Genomic DNA, 13,294 nt, shown 5'->3' on the forward strand with positions numbered 1-13,294 from the left:
CCCGTGCGGGCGCATCGCCGCTGTCGATGAATCGAGTCGCCATGAGCTCTTCTCAACCTGTCCACGCCTGGGACGAACCAGAAGGAATCGCCCCGCGCGGCACCCTCGTCCTCCTCCCCGGTCGGGGTGAACACGGCGGTGTGTACGAGCGGTTCGGCCGTCGCATCGCCGCCGACGGGTACCGCGTACGGGCCTTGGGGGACGCCTCCCTGGACCCGGCCTCCGTCACCGACGCCGCGGCCAAGCTGCTGCGCGACGAAACGCTGCCCGGCCCGCGCGTGCTGGCCGGCTCCGACACCGGCGCGTCGTACGCGGCGACGCTGGCCTCCCGCAACACCCCCGGCCTGGACGCACTGATCCTCGCCGGCCTGCCGACCGGTTCCCACTCCGCCGGTACCGACACCGACACCACGGTCTCGGACTGGGAGGGCGAGCTGGAGCAGCGCACCGCCTGCCCCACGCACCGGGGCCGACTGACCGCCGACACCGCCTTCCGGCGCGGTGCCCTGGAAAGCGCTCCGGCACACGAACTGCCCGCGCTGGACCGGATCTCCCTCCCGGTGCTCGGTCTGCACGGCACCGACGACAGCATCAGCCCTCTCGAAGAGGCCCGTCGCGTCTACAGCGCGCTCCCGGGAGCGGAGCTGGTGAGCCTGGCCGGGACCCGGCACGACGTCCTCAACGACGTCACCCACCGCGCTGCCGCCGCGACCGTCGTGCTCTTCCTGGAGCGGCTGCGACTCTCCCCCGACCTGCCGCCCATCGCCGTCACCGAGGACATCGCATGACCGCGTTCGAGACCGTCCCCGTCCTGATCACCGCCGCCGAACTGGACTCCCTGCTGCGCACCGGCAATCCGGCCCCTGTCGTCCTCGACGTCCGGTGGCGGCTCGGCGATCCGTACGGCCGCGAGCAGTACCTCAAGGAGCACCTTCCCGGCGCGCTGTACGTCGACCTCGACACCGAGCTCGCCGCTCCCGCGACACCGGGAGGCGGCCGTCATCCGCTGCCGGACCCGGCGTCGCTGCAGGCGGCGACGCGCCGCTGGGGACTCTCGTCAGGCCGCGCGGTGGTGGTCTACGACGACAACGGCAACACCGCCGCCGCCCGCGCCTGGTGGCTGCTGCGCTGGGCCGGAGTCGAGCACGTCAGGCTGCTGGACGGGGCATTGGACGCCTGGCGTGCCGCCGGGCTGCCGACGGAGACAGGCGAGCCGGAGGCGCCCGCGCCCGGCGACATTGTGCTCGCCCCCGGGCAGCTGCCCGTCCTGAACGCCGACGCCGCGGCCGAAGTCGCCCGTACCGGCGTACTGCTGGACGCACGGGTCGCCGAGCGGTACCGGGGCGAGGACGAGCCGGTCGACCCGCGCGCCGGACACATCCCCGGCGCTCTGTCCGCCCCGACCGGCGAGAATCTGGCGGCGGACGGCACCTTCCGCCCCGCCGAGGACCTCGCGCTGCGCTTCACCGCGCTGGGCGCCGACGACGCGACCGAGGTCGGTGTCTACTGCGGCTCCGGCGTCACGGCCACCCACACCATCGCGGCCCTGGCCCACGCCGGCATCCCGGCCGCGCTCTACGCCGGCTCCTGGTCCGCCTGGTCCGCCGACCCCGCACGCCCCGCAGCACAGGGAGAAGAGCCGGGCTGACCCCTGCCCCTCCTCCCCCGTCCCGACCGAGAGGCCGCGTCATGCCCTCCCCGCACTCCGCCGTGTCCGGAACCTCACCGCCCGCCCATGGGTCCGCACCGCCGACGACCCGCACCGTGCAAAAGGCCACGGCACCCACCGAACCAGCCGCCCCCTCGGCGAAGCCTCTTCGCCCCAGCGTCACGAAGAACGCCCACCCCGGCGCACCGCGCAAGCGGCCCCGATCCCGCTTCCATGTGCCGCGTGGCGTGCGACGGGCCTCAGGGCCCGTCGGGTTGCTGCTGGTCTGGTTCCTGGCAAGCACCACGGGCGTGCTCCCCGAGTCCGTACTGGCCTCCCCCGTGGACGTCGTCCGGCGCGCGGTCGACCTGACCGGCACCGGTGAACTGCCGCAGGCCATCGCCGCGTCCGGTCGCCGCGCGGCGATCGGATTCCTCATCGGCGCGGCGGCCGCGCTCGCGCTGTCGCTCACCGCAGGGCTGTTCCGGCTGGGTGAGGACGTGATCGACGCGTCGATGGGCATGTTCCGGGCCATCCCGTGGGTGGGCCTGATCCCGCTGTTCATCGTCTGGTTCGGCATCGACGAGACCCCGAAGGTCGCGCTGGTCGCACTCGGCGTCACCTACCCGCTGTACTTCAACATCTACGGCGGCATCCGCTCCGCCGACGCCCAACTCATCGAGGCCGGACGGATGGTGGGACTCGGCCGCATCGGCCTGATCCGGTATGTGATCCTGCCGTCCGCGCTGCCCGGCGCCCTGGTCGGCCTGCGCTACGCGCTGTCCACCGCCTGGCTGGCCCTGGTCTTCGCCGAGCAGGTCAACGCGGACGCCGGCATCGGCTACCTGATGAGCAACGCCCAGCAGTACTTCCAGACCGACGTCATCGTCCTGTGCCTCGCCGTCTACGCGGTCCTCGGGCTGCTGTGCGACTTCGCCGTACGGCTGCTGTCGCGGCGGCTACTGGCCTGGCGGGCCTCGTTCGACGGCGAAGGGGCGTGAGAGAGCTGATGAGCACAACTGTGCGCACGCATGTCGAGGTCCGCGGCCTGAGCCGCGCCTTCGACGACAAGACCGTCATCGACAGGCTCGATCTCACCATCCGCCAAGGCGAGTTCGTCGCCCTGCTCGGTCACAGCGGCTGCGGGAAGTCGACGCTGCTGAAGATTCTCGCCGGCCTGGACAGCGAGACCGAGGGCGAGGTGACCGTACCCGAGCGCCGCTCGGTGGCCTTCCAGTCGCCGCGGCTGATGCCCTGGCTGCGGGTGTGGCGCAACGTGGTGCTCGGCCTGCCCGGCTCCCCGGACCGGGCGCTCGCCGAGCGTTATCTGGCCGAGGTCGGCATCGAGGAGTACGCGGGCAGCTGGCCCAAGACGCTCTCCGGTGGCCAGGCCCAGCGCGTCTCGCTGGCCCGCGCGCTCGTCCGCGAGCCCGAACTCCTCCTGCTGGACGAGCCGTTCGGCGCACTGGACGCCCTCACCCGCGGCCGGGCGCAGCGGCTGGTGGCCGACCTGTGGCAGCGGCACGGCTGCTCGGTACTGCTGGTCACCCACGACGTGGAGGAGGCGCTGCTGCTCGCCGACCGGGTGCTCGTGATGGACGGCGGGCGGATCGCGTACGAGGCCGAGGCCGGCCTGGAGCGGCCCCGCGACCTCGGCTCCCCCGACTTCGTACGGCTGCGCGGCGAACTGCTTCACCGGCTCGGCGTCCACGACGCCTCGGCACCTCGCAAAGAGGCCACGACATGAACGACAGGAACGGCACACACCTCATGACCCGCACGACCCCCCGCACGGTGCGCGCCCTCGGCGCCGCACTCTCCCTCGCCGCTCTGCTCGCCACCACCGCCTGCGGTGGCAGCAGCGAGGCCGCATCCGACGGGAGCGGCTCATCGGTCACACTCACCATCGGCGACCAGGCCAAGAACCTGCAGACCCTGTTCAACGCCTCCGGCGCCCTCAAGGGGACGTCGTACAAGGTGAAATGGGCCGAGTTCGAAGGCGCCGCACCGCTCTTCCAGGCCGTGCAGGCGGGCGCCGCGGACACCTCGTACGCCGCCGATCTCCCCACGCTCCAGGCCCTCTCCGGCGGTGTGCCGGTCAAGGCGGTGGGCGCTCTGCACAACGACGGCACGCACACCGGGATCGTGGTCCGCGGGGACTCGTCGGTGAGGAGCGTCAAGGACCTCAAGGGCAAGAAGGTCGTGGTCTCCTCGGCCAAGGGGTCCATCGCCGAATACCTGCTCGCGCATGTGCTGGAGCAGGCGGGGCTGAGCTACGACGACGTCAGGGTGCAGTACCTGCTGCCGACCGACGCCCAGGCCGCGTTCACCTCCGGCAAGATCGAGGTCTGGGCCACCTTCGGGGTCTACAAGGCCGTCGCCGAACAGCAGGGCGGCCGCCTCCTCGTCAACGGCGCCGACGGGCGCGTGAGCGGCTACGGCTTCATCGGCGCTTCCGAGAAGGCACTCGCCGACCGGGGCAAGAAGGCCGCGATCGCGGACTACCTGCGCCGCCTGGACGAGGCCCTTGCCTGGTCGCAGAAAAACCCGGACGACTACGCCAAGGCCATCCAGCAGAACAACGGCGCCTCCGCCGAGATCGCCAAGACGCTGGTCAGCCAGTCCAACAGCGAGCTGCTGCCGGTGAATTCGCAGGTGGTCGAGGCCGTGCAGAGGGTAGGCGACACCATGCACGGCATCGGCGTCCTCACCCCGAACCCGACCGTCGCCGACCACGTCGACACCAGCCTGATCAAGGAGTGAGCCCCGCCATGCCGGTCGAGTTCATCAGCGCCGTCCATCCCAACCCCGCCACCGAGGGTGACCCCACCGCGGGCAACGGCATCGACGTCGACTACGCCCGCCGCTACGCCCGCGCACTGGACGACGGCGGCTTCGACTACACCCTCGTCACCTACCACTCGGCCTCCCCCGACGCGCTGCAGCTGGCGCAGTTCGTGGCGACCCACACCGAGCGCATCAAGCCCGTCCTCGCCCACCGCCCCGGCGTGATCTTCCCGACCCACGCGGCCCGCGCCCTGGCCACCCTGGACCGGATCAGCAAGGGGCGCCTGGTATTGCACATCATCTCCGGCGGCAGCGACGAGGAGCAGCGTCGCGAGGGCGACTACCTGAGCAAGAGCGAGCGGTACGCGCGGTCCGACGAATACATCCGGATCCTGCGTGAGGTGTGGGCGGCCGACGGGCCGGTCTCCCACGAGGGCCCGTACTACCGCTTCGAGGGCTTCCGCTCCGACGTCACCCCGTACCACGGCACCATTCCCATCTCGGTGGGCGGCTCCTCGCAGGACGCCTACCGGTGGGCGGGCAGCAGGGCGACATCTTCGGGCTGTGGGGCGAGCCGTTGAAGGAGACCGCCGAGCAGATCGCCGCGGTCAACAAGTACGCCGACGCCGCCGGCCGGCCCCGCCCGCGCATCTGGGTCTCCTTCCGCCCGATCATCGCCCCCACCGATGAGCTCGCCTGGGAGAAGGCGCACCGCATCCTGGGCGCGGTCAAGGCCGGCCATGCCGAGCGGGCCGAGCACCGTCACTATCCGCCGGTCGGCCAGGGCACCCCCGCCAACGTCGGCTCCCAGCGGTTGCTGGCCATCGCCGAGCGCGGTGAGGTCCACGACCGCTGCCTGTGGACCGCGCCCGCCGCGGCCACCAACGCCGCCGGCGCCTCCACGGCGCTGGTCGGTTCGCCGGAGACGGTCGCCAAGGCACTGCTCGACTACGTCGACATCGGCTGCGAGCTGCTGTCCATCCGCGGCTACGACCCGCTCAACGACGCGATCGACTACGCCCGTTACGTCCTTCCGCTGGTCCGTCAGGAGCTGGCGCACCGCGCCGCCTCGGGAGCAGCCGCGTGAGGCGGGTCGGACGGGTGCTCGCTGCCGTGCCCCTGACAGGGACGGCACTGACCGGCTGCGGAGGATCGGCAGGAGCGGAGGACAACGGACAAGCATCCTCGGTCACCCTGCGCGTCGGCGCGACGGGCTGGAAGCGGGAGGCCGCGGTGCACGCCCCGCAGGAGGACATCGCGCTGCTCGCCGTCGGCAGCCGTGCGCTGGAGGCCGCCGGATGACCGTCACCCGACTCGGCACCGTCGAGGCCCTGCTAACCGCCCTGAGCCGCGACCTGCCGGGGGACGCGCTCACCACCGGCCCCGAGGCCACCGCCCCGTACGCCGCCGACCGCTCCGGCAGTCGTCCGGACGGCGGCCCCCTGGCCGTCGTCCACGCGGCGAACGCCGAGCACGTGCGGACGACGCTGCGGCATGCGCACGCGCTGCGGGTGCCGGTCGTGCCGCGCGGGGCCGGGACCGGACTGTCCGGCGGCGCGAACGCCGGCCCGGGCACGGTCGTGCTGGACCTGTCGCGGATGAACCGGATCCTCGACCTGGAGCCGCACGACCAGATCGCCGTCGTCGAACCGGGCGTCGTCACCGCCGACCTGGACCGCACGGCAGGCGAGTTCGGACTGCGCTATGCGCCGGACCCGGCGAGCGCGGCGATCTCCACCGTGGGCGGCAACATCGCCACCAACGCGGGCGGGCTGCGCTGCGCCAAGTACGGGGTGACCCGGGACGCCGTGCTGGGCCTCGACGTGGTGCTCGCGGACGGCACTCCGATACGGACCGGCCGGCGCACCGTCAAAGGGGTCACGGGCTACGACCTGACGGCCCTGTTCACCGGCTCCGAAGGCACCCTGGGCGTGATCACCGCCGCGACGCTGCGGCTGCGTCCGCTGCCGGAGTCGACGGCCACCGTCGCCGCGTTCTTCGGCACCTTCGCCGAGGGCGCCGAGGCCGTCTCGGCGCTGACCGCCGCCCGCCTGGAGCCTTCCATGGCGGAGCTGCTGGACGGGCCGGTGCTCGGCGCCGTGGACGACACGCAGGGCACGGACCTGCGATCCCGTGGTGGAGCGTTGCTCCTGCTGCAGTGCGACGGACGCGCGGCGGCGACCGAGGCGGAACTGGCGGTACGGCTGCTGCGCGGGCGCGTGACATCGGTCGAGACCACCTCCGACCCGGCGGAGGCGGACCGGCTGCTCACGGCCCGCAGGCTCGCGCTGCCCGCCCTGGAGCGGCTGGGCCGGGTGCTGATCGAGGACATCGCGGTGCCCAGGACCCAACTGGCCGCCGCGGTACGGGAGATCAAGGCCATCGCCGAGCGCCACGATGTACGGATCTTCACCTTCGCCCACGCAGCAGACGGCAACCTCCACCCCATCCTCGTCCTCGACCCCGACACCGTCGGCATCCCGGACGCGGCCTGGCAGGCAGCCGGCGACATCTTCGCCGCCGCCCTGCGCCTGGGCGGCACCCTCACCGGGGAGCACGGCGTGGGCACCCTCAAGCGGCGATGGCTCGCGGACGAACTCGGCCCGGAACAGCACGCGTTGCAGCAACGCATCAAGGCGGCCTTCGACCCCCACCACATCCTCAACCCAGGCAAGGCCCTCTGAAGGAGATCCCTCATGGCGACCGTTCTCTCCGTTTCCGGAAGCCCTTCCCCCACCTCCCGCACCGCCCGCCTCCTGCGCGACCTCGACGCCCGGCTCACGGCCCAGGGACATGAGGTGGTCCCGCTCGACGTGCGGACGCTCCCGCCCCAGGCCCTGCTGCACGCCGACTTCCGTCATCCGGCGATCGTCGAAGCCACCGCCCTGTTCGAGCAGGCTGACGGGGTCGTGATCGGTACCCCCGTCTACAAGGCCGCCTACTCCGGCCTGTTGAAGTCCCTGCTCGACCTGCTCCCGCAGTACGCGCTGGCGGGCAAGACCGTCCTCCCGCTGGCCACCGGCGGCACCACCGCCCACGTCCTGGCCATCGACTACGCCCTGCGCCCGGTCCTCGCCTCCATGGGCCCCGCCCACATCACCCCCGGCTGGTTCGTCCTGGACAAGCACATCGAGATACGGCAGGACAGCAACATCGTCGTCGAGCCGGGCACGAGGGAGGCACTGGACCAGGTCGTCGACCAGTTCTCCACGGCCCTCAGCGAACGTCGGCCGCAGAGGGCGGCGGCGTGAGCGATCGTCGTGCGGGCCGTACGGCAACCTTCATGTACCGGAGCGCGCCGAGGTGCGACGCCGACGCCGCTGCCGCATCGGCGTCGAGCACGACAAGCGGCAGCCGCCTTGCCTTTGACGCGCACGTCAGGAGGGGTGCTGCCACAGGCCCTGTGCCTGAAGCTTCGGCAGGACGCCCTCGCCGAACCAGTAGGCCTCCTCCAGATGCGGATAGCCGGAGAGGATGAACTCTTCGATGCCCAGGGCCGCGTACTCCTTGATCCGCTCAGCGACCTCGTTGTGACTGCCGACCAGCGCGGTGCCCGCGCCGCCGCGCACCAGGCCGATGCCGGCCCACAGGTTGGGGTGGATCTCCAGGCGCTCGCGGCTCCCGCCGCCGTGCAGGGCGAGCATGCGCTGCTGCCCCTCGGACTCGCTGCGAGCCAGCCCGGCCTGGATGGCCCTGACGCTCTCCGGGTCGAAGCCGTCCACGAGCCGGTTGGCCTCGGCCCAGGCCTGCTCGGCGGTGTCGCGAGTGATGACGTGCAGGCGGATGCCGAAGCGCAGGGTGCGCCCCTGTTTCGCGGCCAGCCCCCGGATCCACGAGATCTTCTCGGCGACCTGCGCGGGCGGCTCGCCCCAGGTGAGATAGACGTCGACGTGCCGGACGGCGACCTCCCCGGCCATCGGCGAGGATCCGCCGAAGTACACCTCGGGAACCGGGGCGGGCACCCGGGCGAGCTTCGCGTTCTCGACCTGGAGGTGCTCACCGCGCAGGTCGACAGACTTGCCCTCCCACAACCCCCGTACGATCTCCAGGAATTCACCGGTACGGCGGTACCGGTCGTCCTTGTCGAGGAAGTCGCCGTAGGCGCGCTGCTCGTGACTCTCACCGCCCGTGACGACGTTGAGCAGCAGTCGTCCGCCGGTCTGCCGCTGAAAGGTGGACGCCATCTGCGCGGCGAGCGTGGGCGAGACGAAGCCGGGGCGGAAGGCGACCAGGAACTTAAGTCGCTCGGTGTTCTGGCTGACCATGGCGGTGGTCAGCCAGGCGTCCTCGCACCATGCGCCGGTGGGAGTGAGTGCGCCGACGAAACCGAGGTCCTCGGCTGCGCGGGCGATCTGGCTGAGGTAGGCGACCGTCGGCGGCCGGTCGCGGCCGGAGGCGGTGGCGGGGGTGCCGTGGCCGCCGCCGACGACGTGGCGGCTGTCACCGTTGGTGGGCAGGAACCAGTGGAAGGTGAGGGACACGGGGGTTCTCCGTTCAGGGGGTGTCCGTTTACAGCAGGCCGTGGCGGGCGGCTGGGTGCCGTTCAGCACGTAACGGCCGATGTGCTGGACCTTCCAGCGGGCCGGGTGCGGGCGTCGCGCCAGTGACGGTGCAGGTCCAGGGAGTCGAGCGCCGAGCGGGTGCCGGACACCTCGAAGAGGGAGCTGCCGACCTCCACGGCCGTCTCGGCCGCCGTCACCTTGGCCGCGGCCACCGCGATCGAAGCCTCGGCGACCGAGTCGTCGGTCAGGTCGGCGCGGGCTGCGTCCGCACTCGGCTGGCACCGTCACCGCGAGCAGCCCGGAGGCGGACAGCCGCTCCAGCTCCGCGTGCGGCAGCCGGCGCCGCGCGTCCCGCTCTACGGCGACGGCGAGGGCCTCGGCGTCGTCGACGATCACGGTCGGGGCGCTCATCCGGTGGCCGCCAGCAACGTCGTACGACCGCCCAGCGCGAGCGAGAACTGGTCCGTGACCTGGGCCAGGGCCTCGGCCGAGCCCGGCGCGACGGTCAGCGTGCCGTCGTCGCCCACGGTGATGTCCTTGTCGAGCGTGAACCAGCCGGGGGTGATGTGGGCGGGGCCCATGGAGGCGAGGACCGGGCGCAGGGCGTAGTCGATGGCCAGGACGTGGGCGGTGGTGCCGCCGGTGGCCAGCGGGAGGACGGTCTTGCCCGCCAGCGCGTACTGCGGGAGCAGGTCGAGCAGGGACTTCAACAGGCCGGAGTAGGCGGCCTTGTAGACGGGGGTACCGATCACGACCCCGTCAGCCTGCTCGAACAGGGCGGTGGCTTCGACGATCGCCGGATGACGGAAGTCGGCGTGCAGCAGGGCCTGGGGCGGGAGCGTCCGCACGTCGAGCGGGACCACCTCATGTCCCTGGGCCGTGAGCCGGGCGTCGAGGTCGCGCAGGAGGCGGGCGGTGCGGGAGGTGGGGGAAGGGCTTCCGGAAACGGAGAGAACGGTCGCCATGAGGGGACCTTTCAGAGATGTCGGACTGGGGTCAGGGAGTGGGGCTGGTGAGGACGGGCCTGTCGACGGCGGGTTCGGCAGCCTCCAGTTCGCGCACGAGAGGCAGCACCCACTTGCCGGATCTCCGCGTCGTCCTCCCAGCTGTCCCACAGCCGGGCGGCGACCTCGGCGGCGTCGGCCGCCTCGGCCCACAGCTCGGCCGCGGGCGGGACCTCGCGGCGGCCCACGGCACGGGCCTCGGCCTCGGTGTGGGTGGTGGTCACCGTCGGAACCAGGCCGATCCTGCTGGTCAGGGGCGCGACGCGGGCGAGGACGGTCACCGCGTCGAGCCGGCCTGCGCTGTCGTCGGGCGGTGGCGCGAGGGAGTCGCCGACGGTGACGAAGTCCAGGGCGCCTTGCTCGGCGAGGCCGATCAGGTCCGTCCGGTGGGCGGTGATGAGGGACTCGGCGGGGCGGTGGCCGGCCCCGTCGAGGGCGAGGAAGGGGTGGAGTTCGCGGGGCATGACCTCGTGTCCTGTGCTCGTGTGCGAAGGCAGGGGTGCGCAGGCGTCGTGCGGCCTGCGCACCCCGGGTCGGCTACTTGTTGGTCTTGGGCAGGCCGGGCGGGTTGATCTCGGACTTGGTCACGGCTTCGTCGGACAGGCCCCAGCGCTCAAGTACCTTCGCGTAGATGCCGTTCTCGATGACGTGGTTGAGGGCATCGGCGAGCGGCTTGACCAGGCCGCTGTCCTTCTTGGTGGTGGCCGCGATGAGGCCCTGGAGGGTGGCGCCGGCGCCGGAGTAGGTGCCGACGACCTCGGTCTTGCCGGTGGTGGCCGCGTGGTAGGCGGCGGTCGGGTTGGGGCCGAGGTAGAGGTCGATGCGGCCGGACTGGAGGGCGAGGTAGGTGTCGCTGTCGTTCTGGTAGTACTTGATGTCCGCCGGCTTGCGGCCGGCCTTCTCGTTCTCCTTGCTCCACTCGATGAGCAGCTTCTCCTGGTTGGTGCCGCTGCCCACGGCGACCTTCTTGCCCGCCACGTCCTCGGGTCCGGTGACCTTCAGGCCGCTGCCCTTCTTCGCCTCGAAGCCCAGGTTGTCCTCGCGGTAGGTGGCGAAGTCGTACTTCTCCTTGCGCTCCTCGGTGACGGTGATGTTGCTGAAGCCGACGTCGTACTTGGCGCTGTCGAGGCCGACGAAGATGTTCTCCCAGGAGACCGTGTTGATGTGCAGCTCGAGGCCGAGCACGTCGGCGACCAGAGAGGCGATGTCGGACTCGACGCCGATGACGGTCTTGTTGTCGGTGGCGTAGAAGGTGAGCGGCGCGGCGGAGCCGGACGAGTCGACGATCTCCAGGGTGCCTCTCTTGCGGATCTCCTCCGGGACCTCGGCGGCTATGGAGTCGACCTTGTCCGTGGTGATGCGGTCCTGATCGGGACTGATATTGATCTTCGTCGTCTTGCCCGACTTGCCCGCGACCTCGGTCGTGCCGCCGTCGGAGGGGTTGCTGCAGGCGGCCAGGACGAGGGCGGCGGCGAGTCCGAGCGCGGCTGCGGCGGCGCGGCGGCGGGCGAGGCTGGTGGACACGGTCGTTCTCCTTGCGTTGGCGTGAGGTGAGGCTTGGTCAGAGGACCTTGGAGAGGAATGCGCGGGTGCGCTCGTGCTGCGGGGTGTCCAGGACGGCCGCGGGCGGCCCCTGCTCCACGACGACTCCGTCGTCCATGAACACCACGGTGTCGGCGACCTCGCGGGCGAAGCCGATCTCGTGGGTCACGACGATCATGGTGGTTCCGGTGCGGGCCAAGTCCTTGATGACGTCGAGGACTTCGCCGACGAGTTCCGGGTCCAGTGCCGAGGTGGGCTCGTCGAAGAGCAGCACCTTCGGTTCGAGGGCGAGTGCGCGGGCGATGGCCACGCGCTGCTGCTGGCCGCCGGAGAGTTGCCGCGGGAAGGCGCCGGCCTTGTCGGCGAGGCCGACCCGCTCCAGGAGCCTGCGGGCGGCGTCCTCGGCCTCCTTGCGCGGGCGGCGCAGTGCGGAGGCGGGGGCCTCGATCAGGTTCTCCAGCACGGTCAGATGGGGGAAGAGGTTGAAGTTCTGGAAGACGAACCCGATGTGGGTGCGCTGCTTCAGAACGTCCTTCTCCTTCAGCTCGTGCAGCTTGCTCCCGGAGCGGCGGTAGCCGATGAGCTCGCCGTCGATGCTGATCCAGCCGCGATTGACCTTCTCCAGGTGGTTGATGGTGCGCAGCAGCGTGGACTTGCCGGAGCCGGACGGGCCGAGAATCACGGTGACCTCACCGGCCCGGACCTGGAGGTCGACGCCGCGCAGTACCTCCAGGGGGCCGAAGCTCTTGTGGACACCGTGGACGTCCACCATCACTTCACTCATCGGTTGTCTCCCAGAGGCTTGAGGGGTACGAGGGGCTGGTTCCGCTGAGCCGCCGCGACCCTGAGGTTGCGCAAAAAACGGCGGGCGCGCTGGATGGGGGTGGGCGGCGGGGTGCGGTTGGCGCCGCGGGCGTAGCGGCGCTCCACGTAGTACTGGGCGATCGACAGCAGGGAGGTCAGGACCACGTACCAGGCGGTGGCGACCAGCAGCAGCGGGATGACGCGGCCGTTGCGGCCGTAGATGACCTGCACCTGGTAGAAGAGCTCGCCAATGGACATCACGTAGACCACCGAGGTGCCCTTGAGCAGGCCGATGATCTCGTTTCCGGCGGTGGGCAGGATGGCGCGCATGGCCTGCGGCAGCACGATCCTGCGGATCTGCCGCAGCCGGGGAATGCCCAGTGCCGCGGCGGCCTCCAGTTGTCCGTGGTCGACGGAGATGACGCCGCCGCGCACGATCTCGGCGGCGTACGCGGCCTGGTGGAGCGTGAGGCCGATGATGGCCGCGCCGATGGTGCCGATGAGGCTGTTGCTGTCGACGGACCAGAACACCGGTCCGAAGGGGATGCCGACGCCCAGCCTGTCGTACAGCGCGCTCAGGTTGAACCAGAACACCAGCTGGACGATCATCGGGATCGACCGGAAGATCCAGATGTAGGTCCAGGCAACCGTCTGCAGCACCGGGCTGTGCGACAGTCGCATGAAGGCCAGGACGGTGCCCAGGAGGAAGCCCAGCACGGTGGCGTACGCGGTCAGCTGAAGGGTCACCCACACCGCCTGCACGATCGTCTCGGACAGGACGTAGTCGCGGAAGACGCCCCACTCCCAGACGGGATTGGTGGCCAGGCCGTGGGCGAACTGGGCGACCAGCACGATCACGGCGACGGCCGCCGCCCAGCGGGCGTAGTGGCGGGCGGGTACGACCTTGAGGGATGCCGGATCGCCCGGGGCGGGCGGGGCTTCGGGGCCGGTGCCCGGAGTGGCCGCACCGGGCGGCGCAGTGTCGGTGGTGGATGCCATCGTCGTGT

13 protein-coding genes and 3 pseudogenes are annotated in these 13,294 nt (G+C 71.3%); 9 read left to right on the forward strand and 7 right to left on the reverse strand.

What is annotated here, in order from left to right; genetic code table 11:
- Positions 1 to 41: 41 nt before the first annotated feature.
- The 9 genes and pseudogenes from StrepF001_RS34490 to ssuE (StrepF001_RS34530) all read left to right on the forward strand — a co-directional run bounded on the left by StrepF001_RS34490 (position 42) and on the right by ssuE (StrepF001_RS34530) (position 7,686).
- The gene (locus tag StrepF001_RS34490) at positions 42 to 788 is read left to right on the forward strand and encodes an alpha/beta hydrolase (protein WP_129802117.1); all 747 of its coding nucleotides are present in this window, start codon (positions 42 to 44) and stop codon (positions 786 to 788) included.
- A complete protein-coding gene (locus tag StrepF001_RS34495; RefSeq protein WP_129802118.1) occupies positions 785 to 1,648 on the forward strand; it encodes a sulfurtransferase in 864 nt (287 codons plus the stop codon). The genes StrepF001_RS34490 and StrepF001_RS34495 overlap by 4 nt, the downstream gene beginning before the upstream one ends.
- A gap of 41 nt (positions 1,649 to 1,689) precedes the next feature.
- Positions 1,690 to 2,649, forward strand: coding sequence for an ABC transporter permease (locus tag StrepF001_RS34500; protein ID WP_240797805.1), 960 nt, complete (start codon positions 1,690 to 1,692; stop codon positions 2,647 to 2,649).
- Positions 2,650 to 2,657: 8 nt separating this feature from the next.
- Positions 2,658 to 3,395 carry an ABC transporter ATP-binding protein gene (locus StrepF001_RS34505; RefSeq protein WP_206307024.1) on the forward strand — a complete coding sequence of 246 codons (738 nt, stop codon included), beginning with the start codon at positions 2,658 to 2,660 and terminating at the stop codon, positions 3,393 to 3,395.
- Positions 3,392 to 4,411 carry an ABC transporter substrate-binding protein gene (locus StrepF001_RS34510; protein WP_129802119.1) on the forward strand — a complete coding sequence of 340 codons (1,020 nt, stop codon included), beginning with the start codon at positions 3,392 to 3,394 and terminating at the stop codon, positions 4,409 to 4,411. Before StrepF001_RS34505 ends, StrepF001_RS34510 begins: the two co-directional genes overlap by 4 nt.
- An 8-nt stretch (positions 4,412 to 4,419) precedes the next feature.
- Positions 4,420 to 5,522, forward strand: a pseudogene (locus StrepF001_RS34515) (LLM class flavin-dependent oxidoreductase).
- Complete coding sequence (locus StrepF001_RS34520; protein ID WP_206307025.1) at positions 5,519 to 5,737, forward strand: hypothetical protein; 219 nt, start codon at positions 5,519 to 5,521, stop codon at positions 5,735 to 5,737. Before StrepF001_RS34515 ends, StrepF001_RS34520 begins: the two are co-directional and overlap by 4 nt.
- Complete coding sequence (locus StrepF001_RS34525; protein ID WP_129802120.1) at positions 5,734 to 7,119, forward strand: FAD-linked oxidase C-terminal domain-containing protein; 1,386 nt, start codon at positions 5,734 to 5,736, stop codon at positions 7,117 to 7,119. Before StrepF001_RS34520 ends, StrepF001_RS34525 begins: the two co-directional genes overlap by 4 nt.
- Positions 7,120 to 7,131: 12 nt before the next feature.
- Positions 7,132 to 7,686, forward strand: a complete 555-nt coding sequence (gene ssuE / locus StrepF001_RS34530) for an NADPH-dependent FMN reductase (RefSeq protein ID WP_129802121.1) — start codon at positions 7,132 to 7,134, stop codon at positions 7,684 to 7,686.
- Positions 7,687 to 7,812: 126 nt separating this feature from the next.
- On the opposite strand, the gene StrepF001_RS34535 is transcribed toward ssuE (StrepF001_RS34530), so the two are convergent.
- The 7 genes and pseudogenes from StrepF001_RS34535 to StrepF001_RS34565 form a co-directional block, all read right to left on the reverse strand.
- Complete coding sequence (locus tag StrepF001_RS34535; protein WP_129802122.1) at positions 7,813 to 8,916, reverse strand: LLM class flavin-dependent oxidoreductase; 1,104 nt, start codon at positions 8,914 to 8,916, stop codon at positions 7,813 to 7,815.
- A 45-nt stretch (positions 8,917 to 8,961) separates the two neighbouring features.
- Positions 8,962 to 9,203: pseudogene (locus tag StrepF001_RS34540) on the reverse strand (acyl-CoA dehydrogenase family protein); the annotation flags it as partial.
- Between the two features lie 141 nt (positions 9,204 to 9,344).
- The gene (gene ssuE, locus StrepF001_RS34545) at positions 9,345 to 9,902 is read right to left on the reverse strand and encodes an NADPH-dependent FMN reductase (RefSeq protein WP_129802123.1); all 558 of its coding nucleotides are present in this window, start codon (positions 9,900 to 9,902) and stop codon (positions 9,345 to 9,347) included.
- A 116-nt stretch (positions 9,903 to 10,018) separates the two neighbouring features.
- Positions 10,019 to 10,405 (reverse strand): annotated as a pseudogene (locus StrepF001_RS34550) (FMNH2-dependent monooxygenase); the annotation flags it as partial.
- A gap of 73 nt (positions 10,406 to 10,478) precedes the next feature.
- Entirely contained in the window at positions 10,479 to 11,465 is a 987-nt protein-coding gene (locus StrepF001_RS34555; RefSeq protein ID WP_129802125.1) for an ABC transporter substrate-binding protein, read from the reverse strand.
- Between the two features lie 37 nt (positions 11,466 to 11,502).
- The gene (locus tag StrepF001_RS34560) at positions 11,503 to 12,267 is read right to left on the reverse strand and encodes an amino acid ABC transporter ATP-binding protein (protein WP_129802126.1); all 765 of its coding nucleotides are present in this window, start codon (positions 12,265 to 12,267) and stop codon (positions 11,503 to 11,505) included.
- A complete protein-coding gene (locus tag StrepF001_RS34565) occupies positions 12,264 to 13,286 on the reverse strand; it encodes an amino acid ABC transporter permease (protein ID WP_129802127.1) in 1,023 nt (340 codons plus the stop codon). The genes StrepF001_RS34560 and StrepF001_RS34565 overlap by 4 nt, the downstream gene beginning before the upstream one ends.
- Positions 13,287 to 13,294 lie beyond the last annotated feature (8 nt).

Source organism: Streptomyces sp. F001 (genome assembly GCF_004187715.1).
Lineage (GTDB): Bacteria > Actinomycetota > Actinomycetes > Streptomycetales > Streptomycetaceae > Streptomyces > Streptomyces flavusporus.

Excerpts from the sequence above, each read along its gene's own strand:
- ssuE (WP_129802121.1), top strand. The coding sequence starts at position 7,132 with ATGGCGACCGTTCTCTCCGTTTCCGGAAGCCCTTCCCCCACCTCCCGC.
- StrepF001_RS34565 (WP_129802127.1), bottom strand. The coding sequence starts at position 13,286 with ATGGCATCCACCACCGACACTGCGCCGCCCGGTGCGGCCACTCCGGGC.
- StrepF001_RS34495 (WP_129802118.1), top strand. The coding sequence starts at position 785 with ATGACCGCGTTCGAGACCGTCCCCGTCCTGATCACCGCCGCCGAACTG.
- StrepF001_RS34500 (WP_240797805.1), top strand. The coding sequence starts at position 1,690 with ATGCCCTCCCCGCACTCCGCCGTGTCCGGAACCTCACCGCCCGCCCAT.
- StrepF001_RS34490 (WP_129802117.1), top strand. The coding sequence starts at position 42 with ATGAGCTCTTCTCAACCTGTCCACGCCTGGGACGAACCAGAAGGAATC.
- StrepF001_RS34525 (WP_129802120.1), top strand. The coding sequence starts at position 5,734 with ATGACCGTCACCCGACTCGGCACCGTCGAGGCCCTGCTAACCGCCCTG.
- ssuE (WP_129802123.1), bottom strand. The coding sequence starts at position 9,902 with ATGGCGACCGTTCTCTCCGTTTCCGGAAGCCCTTCCCCCACCTCCCGC.
- StrepF001_RS34505 (WP_206307024.1), top strand. The coding sequence starts at position 2,658 with ATGAGCACAACTGTGCGCACGCATGTCGAGGTCCGCGGCCTGAGCCGC.
- StrepF001_RS34560 (WP_129802126.1), bottom strand. The coding sequence starts at position 12,267 with ATGAGTGAAGTGATGGTGGACGTCCACGGTGTCCACAAGAGCTTCGGC.
- StrepF001_RS34510 (WP_129802119.1), top strand. The coding sequence starts at position 3,392 with ATGAACGACAGGAACGGCACACACCTCATGACCCGCACGACCCCCCGC.